The sequence below is a fragment of the Alteromonas sp. ABH4_456 genome (assembly GCF_056160645.1).
The window spans coordinates 397,702-413,530 of the sequence record NZ_JBSWXO010000002.1 but is presented as its reverse complement, the minus strand read 5'-3'; the positions used below and the strand labels follow the sequence as shown (position 1 = coordinate 413,530).

The window sequence follows — 15,829 nt, the reverse complement described above, 5'->3', positions numbered from 1 at the left end:
GATTTTTATCCTGTTTAACAACTTCAACATCGTATTGATAATAAATAAGGATGAAATATGAATAGTAAAATATCTTTATTACTAGTGAGTGTGAGCTTGCTCCCCGTTAGTAGCCATGCTGAAATAAACACCACGGCGTTTTATACAAGCTTTTCTTGCTCAGCATATATAATTGGAGAAGAGAAATTATACAGTAGTGAGATAACAGATAGTTCGCTAATTGAGTGGATAGAATCTGATGTTCCTCATGACTGTGAGGCGAGTAGCGAAAATATAACTTTTAGTCAAGTTGTTTCGAAAGAGGATGCCTGCATATTAGTAAACGCGGACCCAGTTGATGCGGTGATCGTTCATTCGAAGATTGATAACCCTGTGATGCTCACGAACTTTAAAAATAACTACTGCTCCTGAGAAAGCAAATCAAATATCAGTTTAACGAACTCTTACAGAAATAGTTACAGTGTCGAATTAATAAAAAGGAGTATTTATGAACGCAAATGTTACCTATCTTGGACAGCTAATTATTTTGATGGCGATAGTTTTTGCTGTCATCGGCTTTATTTTAGGAAAACGAAAAACTGAGACACCGGGCTTAGTTGCCCTGATTACTTTTCTGTCATCATTTTTGCCACCCTTAAGTGTTATTTATTTAATGGTTCTGACGTGTAAGCAAGACGTGTCGCCAGAGAAATAGCAGATCTGGCTGCCTTTCTATCTGTTCTCTGAACTAAATATCTAAACCGGCCAAACGTTTAGCGTAAACAGCGTATAGATGCTTTTACTTTTACTTATTTCTGGTCAATAATTAACCGTGAGAGAGTATGAGGTGCAGATTGGTGTGGTAGCCAATATGCAAAATAGAGGTATCAGTCATGTCGAGTATTATTGGTAATAATATCAATTCGGCGATTGTGTCTGGCATGAGCGGCATTCAGAATGCCTATCAGGGCATGACACAGGCATCCGTGAATATTGCCCAGCGCGCAGCGCAAACCAGCGTTGAATTAAATGGCACCAGCCAGGTGCTGACCAATGCATCGCTGAACAATTTGTCGAATATCCGCAACACACTGCCCACCGGTGGTGACAGCCTGACGTCTGATTTAATGTCATTGCAGTACAACCGCAACAATGCCCTTGCTTCTGCAAAAGTGGTCGATACGGCGTTTGATACCGTCGGCACCATTATCGATACTCTGACCTGATCACAGCTTCAATATTATGAATATTGTCACGCCCGTTCCGACTTCGTTAGTGTTCACTACAGCAAATGTGAACACCGAGTCAGCACGCCGTGACAACTTACTGAAAGATACCATTCCTCCTTCTAAAGATGCAGATCAGAGTGCGTCTGAGCAAGGATTAGGTTCTGAATCAGATCGTGCAAGACTGCCCGGTCAGAAACCTGCTCCCGTAACCTATGAACGCCCGCAAATTCAGGTTGATGCCCGTGCTGATGCACTGCAGCAGAATGAAAATGCAGACAGCCCTGAAGCTGCTACCGATAACGCTAATCAGGAAAGCGCAGGTAAAGAATCGGCAGAAGAGAAGCAGCAACAGCAGGCTCAGCAGCAGGAAGTTGATGACCTGAAAGCCCGTGACCAGGAAGTGCGTCAGCACGAGCAGGCTCATGCAGCCCGTGGTGGTCAGTATGCAGGTTCTCCGCAATATCAGTATGAAACAGGCCCGGATGGTCAGCGATACGTAACTGACGGGGAAGTCAGCATTGATGTGTCCGATGCTGAAACGCCTGAGCAGACCGTTCAGAAAATGGAGCAGGTGCGCGCTGCCGCTTTAGCGCCGGCTGAGCCATCTTCGCAAGATTTAAAAGTGGCCGCAGAGGCATCGCGCAAAGCAAATGAAGCCCGTCAGGAATTGTCATCCGGTGGTAACCCGGGCTCAACAGAGTCTGAAAGCGGGGATAATACAGAAGCATTTTCTGTTGACGCTGTTGCTGACCGTTCGCTGGAAATTGGCGGCGATGCTTACCAGTCTCCGGCCATACAGTCACGTATTGGCGTAATTCAGCAATTCTATCAGGCCACTGTGACCCCGAAAGCAGGTGGTTTCTCCGCCAGCGCCTGATGCGATTTACCGGTATTTATTTTTAACCGGCATTTAGTCGTCGCTCAGATACTTCATTATTGTGTCCAGTAAGGTGTCTTTCTGCACCGGCTTACTGATGTGGTCATTCATACCCGCCGCACGGCAGGCTTCAATGTCCTGACTCATGGCGTTTGCCGTCAGGGCAATAACCGGTGTGGTAATACCCATTTCCTGTCTGATATGACGGGTTGCCTCATAGCCATCCATTTCCGGCATCTGAATATCCATCAGTACAATATCAAAGGTGTTGTCGACCATCTGTTGCACAGCCTCACGGCCGTTAGCAGCGCGGGTGATTTGAAGGCTGGTGGTTGAAAGCATGGCCAGAATCACTTCCACGTTAATATCGTTGTCTTCTACCAGCAGTAACCGCTGCCCCGAAAAAGTATTGTCTGACGTTTTTGTTACCGGTTTAACGGGCTTTATGTGTGTTGCGTAAGGCATGGTGACGGTGAAAAAGAAGTCAGAGCCTTTGCCTGTTTCACTTTCCAGTTCAAGCTTAGAGTCCATCAGCGACAACAGCTGATTACAGATATGCAGTCCCAGACCTGAGCCGCCGTATTTGCGGGCAGTTGAGCTTTCAGCCTGAATAAAGGGTTCAAACAGGGTTTCTTTTTGTGCCTCACTGATACCGATGCCGGTATCTTTCACACCGGCTTCAAATGTGCAGCTTTCCTCATCAATACGCAGTAGTTTCAGCCTGATTTCAATTTTGCCTTCAGATGAAAATTTAATGGCGTTACTGATCAGATTCGCCAGGATCTGCTTGAATCTCAATTCGTCGAATATCAGTACCGGAGGCAACTCAGGATCGATGGAGAAAACCAGCTTTAGCCCTTTATTCTGAGCCTGACCGTGGAAGATATCCGCCAGTTTTTTCAGACTATGGCGAATGTTGTACTGTTCGGCATCAAGCTCCAGCTTGCCGGCTTCAATTTTAGAGAAGTCGAGCAGGTCATTAATCAATTGCAGCAGCATTTCTGAAGAGTTAACGATCTGATTCGTAAGCCGTTTATGTTTCGGATTATCCAGTTTTTCGGTCAGCACCTGTCCAAAACCGATAATAGCGTTTAACGGAGTACGGATTTCGTGACTGATATTCGACAGGAAATCGGTTTTCAGCTTGTCCTGAAGTTCAGCTTTGGCTTTTGCATCTGCGTACAACTGGTTAGTGTGGCGTGATTTGCGAAGCAGATAGAGAATGATGAGCAGTGTGACAATACCCAGAACGATAACCACAACTAACCACTGATTGTAACGTTGCTGGGTTGCTCTGGCCGATTCTATGGCCGTGAGAAGTGCCGATATAGACTCGTTTTCTTTCTCCAGTTCACTGGCTTTCTCTCTTTCCTGCTCTATCTGATGTACCAGATTCGCACTCTCAATTAATTCCAGGTCTTCGTACTTCTTTGCATCCAGATAGTCTTCATGAAATTGTTCGTACTGAGCAAATGCGGTTTTGTAATCTCCTCTGGCCGCCGTTATATGAGCAGCAATCTGTTCCAGTTCTGCACGCCAGGTCGTCTGCTCAGCAGTTCTGTCTTCGTCGTACATTTTACGGGAAATATCCAGAGCCTCTTCTGCCTCTGCATATTGCTTCATATCCAGAAACGCTTTTGCCCGCCATTTATAAATTTCGGTATCGTAAAATGCAGATGTCAGCGGATGAGAGGTAACGGCTTCCGAAAGAGGTAGTGCGAGATCGTACTGTCCTGAATTGAAATAGGTCGTTGCCATACCATACAGAGCAAGGTATTCAGAGTAGTTGATATCGATGTTCTTATCGTTGGCCTCCGCTTTTCTGAAGTAGCTGATGGCGGCATCGTAGTTGCCCCGGTTACGGTGCAATATCCCAATGTCGTACAGGTTGTCGCTGACCAGCAGCCAGTCTTGCTGACTGAGCGCCCCGTTGAGTGACTTCTCATAATACTCCAGCGCTATATCCAGCGAATTAATGGAATGATAGTAATCAGCAACCATGTAATTGTGCAGGGGGAGTAACTGTTCCAGCTGATTACTGAATATAAGCTCGCTGAGCGTATTGATGAGCCTGGCGTTAGAAGCAAATACCTGGTTTTCGCTGTAGGTCACAATCAGGTAGGCGATGGCAAGTGCGCGGACGTCAGGTGCATGGGAAGCTTGCTTCAGGAGTCCTTCGAACAAGTAATAGCTTTTACTGTATTCAGCATTGATGCCATACATTCTGGCCAGGCCAACGCGGATAACCGGGCCGGATTCTTTGTCCTGCGAGACAGATTCCAGCACCGCGATCACGTTATCAGAGGCTGAATGATGAATCTTTAGCATGTAAACGACGTAAAGCGCCCCGATGCGGGCTTTTTCTGACTGTGTATAGTCGTCGCCCAGCAACCGGGATTCCAGTGTGTCGAGCACTTCACCGACCGGCATAGGGATTTCCTGCCGGAGTCTTTGTTCAAAGCTTTCCAGTTCTGAAGTCAGGTTGGTGGCAGCTACAGTCAGGCTGATAAAACAGAGCGCAACAGCCAGCGGGCGCCAGATAAATTTAATGGTGATCACTGTGACATATAGCCTGTCCTGAATGTTTTATTAAATTTACTCAGAGCGGCGGGTAAAAGCAAGAAAGCCGGCATTATGCCGGCTTTCTAACGGTTCTGTCCGAAGCTACTTCTGCTTAGCTTTAGCAAATGCATCCGCGAACGCATTGCCCATGGCAGCATTAGCCGGCGCTTGCGCCTGTCGGTTATTACCACCGCCATTGCGACCGGGCTGGCGTCCTTTACCTTGCTTCCCGGCAGGTTTTCCGGCGCCGCTCTGGCGCTTTTCAGCGGCCGGCGCAGGGGTATCGTCAAGGCGCATGGTAAAAGAGATACGCTTACGCTGTACGTCTACTTCCAGCACTTTCACTTTTACGATATCACCGGCTTTTACTACTTCTCGGGGATCCGAGATGAACTTGTTGGTCAGTGCCGAGATGTGAACCAGACCATCCTGATGCACACCCACGTCAACGAAGGCACCGAAGTTTGCCACGTTACTGACAACACCTTCCAGAATCATGCCCGGCTTCAGATCGCTGATGGTTTCAACGCCTTCTTTGAAGGTTGCTGTTTTAAATTCTGGACGGGGGTCACGGCCGGGTTTGTCCAGCTCATTCAGGATATCTTTTACGGTTGGCAAACCGAATGCTTCACTGGTGAAGTCCTCTGGTGCCAGCTTACGCAGCAGATCGGTGTTACCAATCAGGTCGTTTACGGCGACCTGCGTACGGTCAACAATGCTGTCTATAACCGGATAGGCTTCCGGGTGAACGGCGGAGGCATCCAGCGGGTTTGTGCCTGCGGTGATACGCAGGAAGCCGGCTGCCTGTTCAAAGGCTTTAGGACCTAACCGTTCAACTTTTAATAAGGATTTACGGTCGCCAAAAGCGCCGTTGTTATCGCGAAATGCAACAATATTTTGTGCCAGTGTTTTGTTCAGGCCCGATACATAAGACAGCAGTGCAGGAGACGCGGTGTTCAGGTCGACGCCTACGGCGTTTACACAGTCCTCGATAACGCGATCCAGTGATTTGCCTAACTGACTCTGGCTTACGTCGTGCTGATACTGGCCAACACCAATAGCCTTCGGCTCAATTTTTACCAGTTCGGCGAGAGGATCCTGCAGACGACGGGCAATTGATACAGCGCCACGCAGCGATACGTCCATATCCGGCAGTTCTTTCGATGCCAGTTCCGACGCCGAGTACACCGATGCTCCGGCTTCACTGACCATGATTTTCTGAGCACCCAGCTCCGGCGCTGCTTTCAGCATTTCAGCAACCAGTTTATCCGTTTCGCGGGAGCCGGTACCGTTACCGATACTGATGAGCTCTACTTTATGCTGTTTGCACACATTAATCAGTGTGCGCATAGACTTATCCCAGGCGTTTTGCGGCGCGTGGGGGAAAATCGTATTTGTGGCTACTACCTTACCGGTTCTATCTACCACCGCGACTTTGACCCCGGTACGTAAGCCCGGATCCAGACCCATGGTGGTTTTCGCGCCGGCCGGCGCTGCCATCAGCAGGTCATTGAGGTTTTTAGCGAATACGCTGATGGCTTCTTCTTCAGCCTGTTCACGTAAGCCCGAAAACAGTTCGGTTTCCATGTGCAGAGCAATTTTGATTTTCCAGGTCCATTGTACAACCTGCTTTAAAAACGCATCAGCAGCACGGCCTTTGTCACTGATATTGTAATGATCGGCAATGATGAATTCGCAGTGTGACGGTGCCGTGGCATCTTCATTTTGCGGGTCTGCGTTCAACTGAATATGCAGCATGCCCTCATTGCGGCCACGGAACATGGCAAGAGCACGGTGAGACGGCACGCTTTTCAGTTTTTCCTGATGGTCGAAATAATCTTTGTACTTAATGGCTTCCTGCTCTTTACCGGGAGCCACTGTACTGGTTACGAAGGCATTGTCATTCAGATAGCGGCGTACTTTCGCCAGCAGAGAAGCGTCTTCGGCAAACCGTTCCATCAGGATAAAGCGGGCACCTTCCAGTGCGGCTTTGGTATCAGCTACGCCTTTGTCAGCAGAAACAAACGCTTCTGCTTCGGCTTCCGGTGTCAGCGACGGGTCGTTAAACAGTTTATCAGCTAAAGGTTCAAGCCCTGCTTCAATAGCGATCTGACCTTTAGTGCGGCGACGTGGCTTGTAGGGCAGGTATAAATCCTCCAGCGTCGTTTTGCTGTCCGCCGTGGTGATGTCCTTTCTCAGCGCATCGGTAAGCTTACCCTGTTCTTCAATGGACTTTAAAATCACGCTGCGGCGATCTTCTAATTCACGCAGGTATGTCAGTCGCTGTTCGAGGTTACGAAGCTGAGTATCGTCCAGTCCTTGCGTTGCCTCTTTCCGGTAACGGGCGATAAAAGGAACCGTAGCACCCTCATCGAGTAATGAAACAGCCGCCTGCACCTGATTGGCATTAACGGCAAGTTCTTCGGCAATTTTGTTGATAATCATAAATAAGCTCTGTGGCGTTTTAATTTGTGTCCTGCTGGATTAAAAAAGGGAGATGAGCACTCTGCCCCGAGTCGCTGCCAGCTGTTACCTAAATAGGGTGCAAAAAAGAGGCGTAAGTATATCACCGATGGCTTATGTCAGAAGGGCTTTTGTCTCAGCGAACTTCATTTCATGCCTCTTTTAGCGGGTTTGCTATATCTTATCCGTCGTGTCGTACCAAATTTTATTTATCCACCACTCAAAGTTGCCTGCTTCGGTTTTGACAAACATTTCATCTTCGGTGGTTTTTCCGATGAGTGCACGGGCCATCGGCGCATCCACCGAGATATAGTCCTTGCGCCCGAAAATTTCATCATAGCCGACAATGCGGAGGGTCATGGTTTTGCCGTCTTCATTTTCAATTTCGACCCAGGCACCAAAAAACACTTTACCTTCCTGTTGCGGCGAGTAATCCACAACTTTGAGATTTTCCAAACACTTACGCAAGTAGCGGACCCTGCGGTCGATTTCCCGCAGACGTTTTTTATTGTACTGATAGTCAGCATTCTCACTACGATCCCCGAGACTCGCTGCCCAGGTGACTTTGCGTGTTGTCTCCGGTCTTTCTTCACGCCAGAGATGATCCAGCTCTGCCTGTAACTTTCGGTACCCATTCCGGGTAATAAGCGGTGTTCGCATTTGCCTTTTTCGCTATGTTTTTGTTTTTTCAGCTAATCAAAACTAAAATTACGTCGATAACTAGTTTGCAATGTGGTAATTGTGCATAACTTTTACAAGCTTATGCAGATTGTTTGCATGAATATTGAACAAATTTGTAAATAAAATGTCGTAGTAATATCCATTATTAACATGGAATAAATCGAGTGAATAACATTATGCAGCATGAGCAAACTCAGACAGAAGTAAAACGTGGTGGTCAGTCCTTCACGTCAAACGGTATTACTATTGCCGGCTTTCTGCTGTTTCTCACCGGCGTTATTCTGTTCTCCATCGGGATGATAGATATTTTAGTTCACATTAACAGTGTGAAAACCGCAGCGTTGCTGGTGGGTGGTATCGCCGCTTATAAAGTTGGTCATATGATGATCCGCCACTGCGCTACGTTAAGGAAGAGACCGGAGCGTCGCAGACATTTATTGTCAGGTAACAGCTGATACAGGGCTGACAGATGTAACTTTTGATACAACAACCCCCTCCTTCGTGAGGGGGTTGTTTCGTTCTGGCCGCCGGCAGATTTAATGTTTGTAACTAAACTTCCCGATGATCAGGTGCGTAGGGAAATTACCTGCTATCCATCACAGTTAATTTCAGGGAAGCTAATATGAAATCACTATTTGAATCTGCCCGCATGGGGAATGTGGATGTGAATAACCGCATCTTTATGGCGCCGCTCACCCGTAGTCGCGCTGACGATACCACCGATGTGCCTGCAGATATGGCCCTGACTTATTATCAGCAGCGTGCTACGGCAGGACTCATCATTTGCGAAGCCACCCAAATCAATCCGCAGGGTAAGGGATATATCGATTATCCGTTTTACAGTGAATAACAAAACGGCCCGTTAAGGGCCGTTTTCAATTCTGTTTCCGGCGCGGCCGGAGAGGGAAACAAATTACTCTGTTTCGCCTTCTTCAGTGTCCACTACTTCAATCAACTCAACATCGAAGATAAGCGTTGAGTTAGGTGTGATCAGACCGGTAGAACGTTCGCCGTAAGCCAGTTCCGCTGGAATAACGAAACGGAATTTTGAACCTTCTTTCATTAACTGAACACCTTCGGTCCAGCCCGGGATAACGCGGTTAAGCGGGAAAGTCACCGGCTCATTACGCTCATATGAAGAATCGAACACAGTACCGTCAATCAACGTACCGTGGTAGTGAACTTTAACTGTGTCAGTGGCTTCAGGGCTCTTTCCGGTGCCTTCTTCAATCACTTCGTACTGAAGACCTGAATCAGTCACAGTCACGCCTTCTTTCTTAGCGTTTTCTGCCAGGTAATCAGCGCCCAGCTGAATATTCTCTTCTGCGGCTTTTGCTGCCATTTCCTGCTGCTTTGCACGCATGGCTTCTTCACCGGCCTGAGCAAATTGTTGAATTTCAGGACGGCTGAACTTCATGTTTTCGCCCAGAGCGTCAGTGAAACCCTGTTTCAGCGTTTCAATATCCAGCGGTAAACCAACCTGTTCCTGCTGCTTTGCGCGGGTCGTGATGAATACGCCCATGCTTGCACCCATTGCGTAGGCGTGCTTCTGTTCGTCTGTCATGTCCGCAGCGGCTGTACCCTGTGCAGGTGCTTCTTTTGCCGCAGCTTCTTTAGACTGCTCATTTGTATTTGGCTGACAGGCAAAAAGACCTAAAGCAGCAACGGTTGATAAGGCGACAAGCGACTTACGCATAAACTTCTCCATTCTAATATTATGTTCGTCGCACCGCACGGGGACGACTGGCTTGTGTTATAAGGTATAAACTAATCAATTTAGCAAACCGATCAAAGTAGAATCATTTTGCTAAATTGATATTAAGGTCATCCGACCCTAACTGTTCCATGCTATGGTAAACACGGCTGCATATAAAGCGAAACCTGTAAGACATGATTCATCGACGATTGTTCCAAACAATGCCATTACTGGCGTTTTTACTTTTTTCAGTAACCGGATGTACTGTGCCTGATACCACCCCGGTTAACCAGTGGTGGCATGCAGAAGACGGCGCTTACGCCGCAGACATATCCCCGAACGGTGAGTACAGCGTGGTATCCGGTGTCGATAACGGTATCAACGTTTGGCACAATTTAGATGACAATGTGCTGTTTCACTGGCAGCACCAGAGCGAAGGCAACAATCTGGTCCTGGCTATTCATATTTCCGCTGACAATAAATTTGTGGTGACATCAGACCGCGAAGCTTTTGCGTTATGGAGCATTGAAAGTGGTGAGCCGGTAGGATTCTGGCGCATTGATGAATCGACAATCCGCGATGTGGCGGTAACCAATAATGGAAAAGGGATCCTCGTTGGCCGCTCCAGCGGTAAAGTCATGTATTTTGAACCGGAAACCGGACGGCGGCTTGAGTTTCTGGGTCACCGGGAACGCATCAACTCTGTGGATATTTCACCCAACGGTGAATATGCCCTTACCGGCGGTAACGACTATGTGGCGTATCTATGGAGTACGCAGACCGGGCAAATTATCCATACCTTTACTCACAGCAGCCGTATTACTAAAGTGGCGCTGGACGATGCCGGACGCTACGTATTTACTGCAGACAGTAAACAGGGCTCTAAGGTGTGGGATGCACAAACAGGTGCGCAGATCAGCAACCTGAAGTATATTGCGCGCCAGAAAATATTTACTGATGCCGTATTCTCTGAAGATGGTAAGCATTTACTTACCGGTTCACCCTCACGCAGTATCTACATGTGGGATGTTAAAACCGGTGAGCAGACCGGCGAATGGAAAGTGGCGGCGAAAGAAGGCACGAGGCCGGCAACTGCCGTGGTGTATGCCGTCGGGTTTATGGGTAACAACACACTGCTCTCTGAAAGCAGCAGTGGATTAGCTGAATTATGGGCAATTGAAGAATGAGCGACACACTTACGCTGGAACACGCCATGCAGGAAATTGAAGAACTGCAGACCAAGGTAGCGTTCCAGGAACACACAATTGATACGTTGAATGAAGCATTGACGTCTCAACAATATCAAATCGAGAAAATGCAGGTACAGTTGCGTTTTATGATGGAGAAAGTCAAAGGCTTTGAACCGTCTAATATTGCCAAGCTGTCCGACGAAACTCCGCCTCCTCACTATTAATCTGTCTGCAACACCTGTCAGTGCAGGCAGTGAAATAATCTGTTGATTGTTTTAGATAATTGCATGAATCTTGTCTAAGCTAAGAAAACGACCCGTTAAATGACATAACGAAGCACTTTTCATGGCCAGAAAGTTAAGAACGTCTCCGGCAGGTATTCCGCAAATCGTCCAGCGAACAGGACGAAAAGGTGTCTCCCCGTTTCGGGATGACACAGACAGGCTGACCTATCTCGATTATCTCGGCCGTTATGCACAGCGTTATAATGTGGCAATGCATGCCTGGTCGGCAGGTAAAGACAGCATTCTTTTTCTGTGTACCCCCGCGGCCGGTGACGGTATCTCGTTAATGTTGCAGGCAACCGGGCGACTTTATGCGCAGTATTTTCACCAGCGGTATGGTACCAGCGGAGCAATCTGGCGTGATCGTTATAAATCTGCACTGGTTTTAGATGATGAGCTGCTTTTGGAAGTGTACCGCTTCATAGAGCAGAAGCCGGTAAATGAAGCGTTGTGCAGTACGCCGGAACAATACGCCTGGTCAAGTGTCAGTACCAATGCACTGGGGTTACCCAACACCATGGTGACGCCTCACAGTGCTTACGAACGAACAGCAAAACAACCGGAACAACGAAGAGCGCTGCATTTGCAGCACTTGCAGCACCAGAGTAACGATCTGGATGCAGATATTGCCAAGTCACTGAAAATGGGACTGGCTATGGGAGATCCCGGTTTCATCAAGCGCATTGAGCAGGTTACCGGTCGTCGTTTGACGGAAGGTAAGCGCGGACGTCCGCGGAAGAAGGCTGTGACGTCCTGAGCAGCTGAGCGGGTGATGGTAAACTGATTCACCCCTGCCGGTTACTGTGGATCAGGGCGCGGGTTTTCTTCACTGGCGGCTTCCTGTTCTTTCTCTTCTTTTGCCTCTTCGGCGTCGCGCCATTGCACACTGTCTTCAAGATTACCGTTGATAGCCTGAATAAATGCATTTTTCAGAATGCCACCGATAGTCGCCAGAACCGGTGTGTCCACATCATTCAGTGAGCCGGAAATGGGAATGCGTGTGGCTATCTGATCTTCACTCTGGTTTTCGAACAATTCCGCAATAAAAGCTGACAGTGCTTCGGCAAGTCCGCGAAAGAAGCCATCGTCATCTTCTTCGATATCACCTTTCCATGAAAAAACCTCAACCTGATGCAGAATAGGCTTGGCGTAGCCTGATATTTCGCCATCGTCGCTGGCCAGTTCCAGCGCCAGTTCTAATGTACCGGCTTCTAAATCGAAGGGTGCGTAGGTATCGAGGAAGTTTTTGAAATTCACCAGCGCCACATCATTGGCCTGCAGATTGACATCGAAGGTCGGATTCTTAGTAGCCGGATTCAGTGAGCCCGACAGCGTAATGGTCCCTTGTTGCTCTGTATTTCCGCTGGCTTCGATGGTGGCAATGAGATCTTTTGACAAAGAGCGGCTGTTAACCAGATTTCTTGCTACGGCATGAATATCGTGCAGTTCAATGTTAACGGCGGGTTCTGAATCCGGGTTGATGAACCGGACAATACCCCGGCGGATTTCAAAGCGGTCAACCTTAAGTGGCACTAGCTGGTCCGCCAGATAAAGCCAGTTCTCATTTTCACCTGACTGACTTTCAGCATCACTTTTACCGTCTACGAAGTTTAGCTCCGGTGCGGTAAGGTCGACCTGCGCTACCAGGGCTTTATCCAGCAGGGCATTCCACAACAGGCTGAACTCTACCTGCTTTGCTTCAAAGAACGGTTGTTCTACCTCACCGGTCCGTTTCAGAATCACCACGTCATCCAGACTGTAAGCGCCGCGCCACAGCATAATGTCCACATCTCCAACACTACCGGTAAATTCTTCCCCTTCATCCAGTACGTCGTTGATGTACCACTGAGCTGCAAAAGGCAAACTGATGCGGACAATTATCAGCAGCCCGGCGAGGATCGCGAGTGCTTTTAATATGGTTCTTGTTTGATGTCTGGCCATGATCAGTCCGCGCTTAAATGAAAAATAAATAATCCGGAGGTATTTATTATCGATTCAAGTGGCGTGCCAGTGAATGTAAAGAGAGGGGTGCTGCAGGGTTATAGAGTTAACGTTTTGTTTTAACGGGAAAAATGAAAGTAAGTCAGGTAGTCGGGCAGGTCCGTGCGGCATAATCGCTCACCCTTTTCCTGCTCCGGCGGGTAACTTTAACAAATCAGTGTGGCTTAAATACACCAATCACATTTTCATCCGATCGGGTTTTTGCTTCTACTTTGTCGTCGGTTTGCGATTGCGAATATCCGCACTTAACGCATTCCAGTTTTTCCACATTGTTCTCAAAAAACAACATGATGGAATCTAATGCCTGACACTTGGGACAGGTTGCGCCGGCGATAAAACGTTTTCTTTTGCGTTCAGCCATGATTACTCCGCAGGTTACAACAATTTCTTCTTGCTGGATTATGGCGACTAATGAGTGAAATACAAGCCATTGCCGGGTGAGTTTGCTATCATACGCCGCTTAAATTACAGGACAACTGCGCAGGCATGATCACCTTATCTGACGTTACATTGATGCGTGGTAGCAAAGTGCTACTTGAAAACGCCAGTACACAAATATTCCCCGGACACAAAACCGCTCTGATCGGCAGCAATGGCTGTGGTAAGTCGAGTTTGTTCGCTTTACTTCGCGGAGAATTACAGGTTGATGCCGGCGATTGTCAGGTACCTGCACACTGGCGTATCGTCAGCGTGGCACAGGAAACACCGGCCACCGATCGCTGTGCGATTGATTACGTGATTGACGGTGACAAATTACTGCGCGGATTACAGGCTAAACTGGCTGAAGCCGAAGCGAAGCAGGATGGCGAAGCTATGGGACAGCTGCATGGTCAGCTGGAACATGCAGGCGCTTACGATGTAGAGGCGCGGGCGGCTACCATTCTGGCTGGTCTGGGCTTCTCAACCGCTCAGCTGTCAGCACCGGTGACTGATTTTTCAGGTGGGTGGCGCATGCGGCTCAACCTGGCGCAGGCACTGCTTTGTCCTTCTGATCTGCTGTTGCTGGACGAACCGACCAACCACCTCGATTTAGATGCAGTCATCTGGTTGGAAAAATGGCTGCAACGCTATTCAGGAACGCTGATTCTTATTTCTCACGATAAGGCATTTATTGATAACACTGTGGCGCAAATCGTCAGTGTTGAACAGCAACAACTTATTGCCTACACAGGCAATTACTCTTCCTACGAAAAGCAGCGTGCAGAACGACTCCGCTTACAGAATATCGAATTTCAGAAACAGCAGGATAAAATCGCTCATCTTGAGTCTTTCATTACCCGCTTCAAAGCCAAAGCCAGTAAAGCTAAACAGGCGCAAAGCCGTATCAAGCAACTCGAGCGCATGGAGCAGATTTTACCGGCTCATGCTGCCAGTGCTTTTAATTTCGAATTTGCAGAGCCAACCGGTCTGCCGAATCCGCTTATTCAAATACGGGATATTCAACTGGGCTATGGCGACAAGGTTATTCTAAACAACGTCAAACTGAATCTGGTGCCGGGCAGCCGCATCGGCTTGCTGGGACGCAATGGTCAGGGTAAGTCGACACTGATCAAACTCCTCGCTTGCGTGCACGATCCTATGCAAGGCTCGTTTACCACAGCTAAAGGGCTTAACGTGGGCTATTTTGCCCAGCATCAGTTGGAAACGTTAGATCCCAAAGCCTCTGCTATTTTGCATCTTCAGCGGTTAGATAAGCAGGCTACCGAACAACAGTTACGGGATTATCTGGGAGGCTTCGGTTTTCATGGTGATCAGGCCCTGGAACATGTTGCACCTATGTCCGGTGGCGAGAAAGCACGTCTGGTACTGGCGTTGATCGTTTATCAGAAGCCCAATTTATTGTTACTCGATGAGCCGACCAACCACCTCGACCTGGAAATGCGTCATGCACTGAACATGGCCTTACAGGGGTTCGAAGGCGCGATGGTGCTGGTATCACACGACCGCTTCCTGCTGACCTCTGTTTGCGAAGACTTTTATCTGGTCGACAGTGGTCAGGTTGAGCCTTTTAACGGTGATTTGGAAGATTACCGCAGCTGGATTTTATCCCAACAAAATGAAGAGAAAGCGGCGAAGCAGCAAACCGATAAACCGAAAGTAGATCGCAAAGCGGAAAAACGTCGTGAAGCTGAGTTTCGTCAGTCAGTCGCACCGCTGAAAAAGGCGATTGAGAAGCATGAAAAAGCCATGGAAGCCACGTCAGCCAAACTTTCTGACGTGGAAACGTCGTTAAGCGATACCACGTTATACGAAGAGCAAAACAAGGCCAGGCTGATGGCACTGCTTGATGAACAGACAACGTTGAAACAGGCGATGGAAGAGCATGAAATGGCATGGCTCGACGCCCAGGAAGCAATGGAGGCGGCAAAAGCCACTTATGAATCTGAATACTGACACCTTCTGGCAATACAGTTTAGATGTTTACGGACGGGATAATGTCGCTGCCACAGCGATTGCGTTGCAGGATGACTTCGGCGTAAATGTGAATATGTTGCTGCTGTTATGCTGGTGTATGGACAACGGCGGTATTGTTACATTGAACCAGTGGCAGGTGCTGCATGCGGCAATTGCTGAAACTGAGAGTTTACTTGTGGCTCACCGTGAAAAACGCCGTGCAGCAAGGCAGGCCAGTCCGTTTAATGAAAAAGTCTATGACGCCCTGAAGCGGGAAGAACTGGATCTTGAAATGCAGCAGCAGGAAGCACTTACTACCATGTACAACCGGCTGTCTGTAGAATATGTGCCGGTTCAGGGAGTGAACGGCAGCATTGCCAGTTTCGTGAATTTATTTAAGTTGCGCCAGCAACCTCAGGCGGTTAAATACCTTACGTCAGTGATTCAGTCTCTGCACAGCACCGCGAAGTAAT

At 48.2% G+C, this 15,829-nt stretch carries 17 protein-coding genes; 11 read left to right on the top strand and 6 right to left on the bottom strand.

Annotated features, from left to right (window positions below; genetic code table 11):
* The first annotated feature begins 57 nt into the window (after positions 1–57).
* The 4 genes from ACXAG2_RS04885 (at position 58) to ACXAG2_RS04870 (ending at position 2,085) form a co-directional block, all read left to right on the top strand.
* Entirely contained in the window at positions 58–411 is a 354-nt protein-coding gene (locus ACXAG2_RS04885) for a hypothetical protein (RefSeq protein WP_474864924.1), read from the top strand.
* Positions 412–487: 76 nt separating this feature from the next.
* Complete coding sequence (locus tag ACXAG2_RS04880) at positions 488–694, top strand: hypothetical protein (RefSeq protein WP_474864923.1); 207 nt, start codon at positions 488–490, stop codon at positions 692–694.
* A 178-nt stretch (positions 695–872) separates the two neighbouring features.
* A complete protein-coding gene (locus ACXAG2_RS04875) occupies positions 873–1,205 on the top strand; it encodes a hypothetical protein (protein ID WP_119503133.1) in 333 nt (110 codons plus the stop codon).
* 16 nt (positions 1,206–1,221) lie between these two features.
* Positions 1,222–2,085: a putative metalloprotease CJM1_0395 family protein gene (locus ACXAG2_RS04870; protein ID WP_474864922.1), complete on the top strand. Its 864-nt coding sequence runs from the start codon at positions 1,222–1,224 to the stop codon at positions 2,083–2,085.
* Positions 2,086–2,118: 33 nt separating this feature from the next.
* Here ACXAG2_RS04870 and ACXAG2_RS04865 read toward each other — a convergent pair whose 3' ends face one another.
* The 3 genes from ACXAG2_RS04865 to greB all read right to left on the bottom strand — a co-directional run bounded on the left by ACXAG2_RS04865 (position 2,119) and on the right by greB (position 7,770).
* Positions 2,119–4,644, bottom strand: a complete 2,526-nt coding sequence (locus tag ACXAG2_RS04865) for a response regulator (RefSeq protein ID WP_474864921.1) — start codon at positions 4,642–4,644, stop codon at positions 2,119–2,121.
* A gap of 105 nt (positions 4,645–4,749) precedes the next feature.
* Positions 4,750–7,092 (bottom strand): Tex family protein, encoded by a 2,343-nt coding sequence (locus tag ACXAG2_RS04860; RefSeq protein WP_474864920.1) that lies wholly within the window; start codon positions 7,090–7,092, stop codon positions 4,750–4,752.
* 192 nt (positions 7,093–7,284) lie between these two features.
* A complete protein-coding gene (gene greB, locus ACXAG2_RS04855) occupies positions 7,285–7,770 on the bottom strand; it encodes a transcription elongation factor GreB (protein WP_474864919.1) in 486 nt (161 codons plus the stop codon).
* Positions 7,771–7,955: 185 nt separating this feature from the next.
* Between greB and ACXAG2_RS04850 the strand changes: the two genes are divergently transcribed.
* The gene (locus ACXAG2_RS04850) at positions 7,956–8,246 is read left to right on the top strand and encodes a hypothetical protein (protein WP_474842154.1); all 291 of its coding nucleotides are present in this window, start codon (positions 7,956–7,958) and stop codon (positions 8,244–8,246) included.
* Positions 8,247–8,413: 167 nt separating this feature from the next.
* On the top strand, positions 8,414–8,641 hold the full coding sequence (locus tag ACXAG2_RS04845; protein ID WP_474864918.1) for an oxidoreductase: 228 nt from the start codon (positions 8,414–8,416) through the stop codon (positions 8,639–8,641).
* A gap of 63 nt (positions 8,642–8,704) precedes the next feature.
* Here ACXAG2_RS04845 and fkpA read toward each other — a convergent pair whose 3' ends face one another.
* Complete coding sequence (gene fkpA, locus ACXAG2_RS04840; protein ID WP_474864917.1) at positions 8,705–9,487, bottom strand: FKBP-type peptidyl-prolyl cis-trans isomerase; 783 nt, start codon at positions 9,485–9,487, stop codon at positions 8,705–8,707.
* A 221-nt stretch (positions 9,488–9,708) separates the two neighbouring features.
* Between fkpA and ACXAG2_RS04835 the strand changes: the two genes are divergently transcribed.
* The 3 genes from ACXAG2_RS04835 (at position 9,709) to ACXAG2_RS04825 (ending at position 11,718) form a co-directional block, all read left to right on the top strand.
* Complete coding sequence (locus tag ACXAG2_RS04835) at positions 9,709–10,674, top strand: WD40 repeat domain-containing protein (RefSeq protein ID WP_474865002.1); 966 nt, start codon at positions 9,709–9,711, stop codon at positions 10,672–10,674.
* Complete coding sequence (locus ACXAG2_RS04830) at positions 10,671–10,901, top strand: SlyX family protein (RefSeq protein WP_303572434.1); 231 nt, start codon at positions 10,671–10,673, stop codon at positions 10,899–10,901. Before ACXAG2_RS04835 ends, ACXAG2_RS04830 begins: the two co-directional genes overlap by 4 nt.
* 121 nt (positions 10,902–11,022) lie before the next feature.
* Positions 11,023–11,718, top strand: coding sequence for a transposase (locus ACXAG2_RS04825; RefSeq protein WP_474864916.1), 696 nt, complete (start codon positions 11,023–11,025; stop codon positions 11,716–11,718).
* Between the two features lie 41 nt (positions 11,719–11,759).
* On the opposite strand, the gene ACXAG2_RS04820 is transcribed toward ACXAG2_RS04825, so the two are convergent.
* Entirely contained in the window at positions 11,760–12,902 is a 1,143-nt protein-coding gene (locus ACXAG2_RS04820; protein WP_474864915.1) for a DUF748 domain-containing protein, read from the bottom strand.
* Between the two features lie 214 nt (positions 12,903–13,116).
* Positions 13,117–13,323: a YheV family putative zinc ribbon protein gene (locus tag ACXAG2_RS04815; protein WP_119503119.1), complete on the bottom strand. Its 207-nt coding sequence runs from the start codon at positions 13,321–13,323 to the stop codon at positions 13,117–13,119.
* A gap of 125 nt (positions 13,324–13,448) precedes the next feature.
* On the opposite strand from ACXAG2_RS04815, the gene ACXAG2_RS04810 reads away from it, so the two are divergent.
* Both ACXAG2_RS04810 and ACXAG2_RS04805 read left to right on the top strand, forming a co-directional pair.
* On the top strand, positions 13,449–15,356 hold the full coding sequence (locus tag ACXAG2_RS04810; RefSeq protein ID WP_474864914.1) for an ATP-binding cassette domain-containing protein: 1,908 nt from the start codon (positions 13,449–13,451) through the stop codon (positions 15,354–15,356).
* Positions 15,340–15,828: a TIGR02444 family protein gene (locus tag ACXAG2_RS04805; RefSeq protein ID WP_474864913.1), complete on the top strand. Its 489-nt coding sequence runs from the start codon at positions 15,340–15,342 to the stop codon at positions 15,826–15,828. Before ACXAG2_RS04810 ends, ACXAG2_RS04805 begins: the two co-directional genes overlap by 17 nt.
* The last annotated feature ends 1 nt before the right edge of the window (position 15,829 follow it).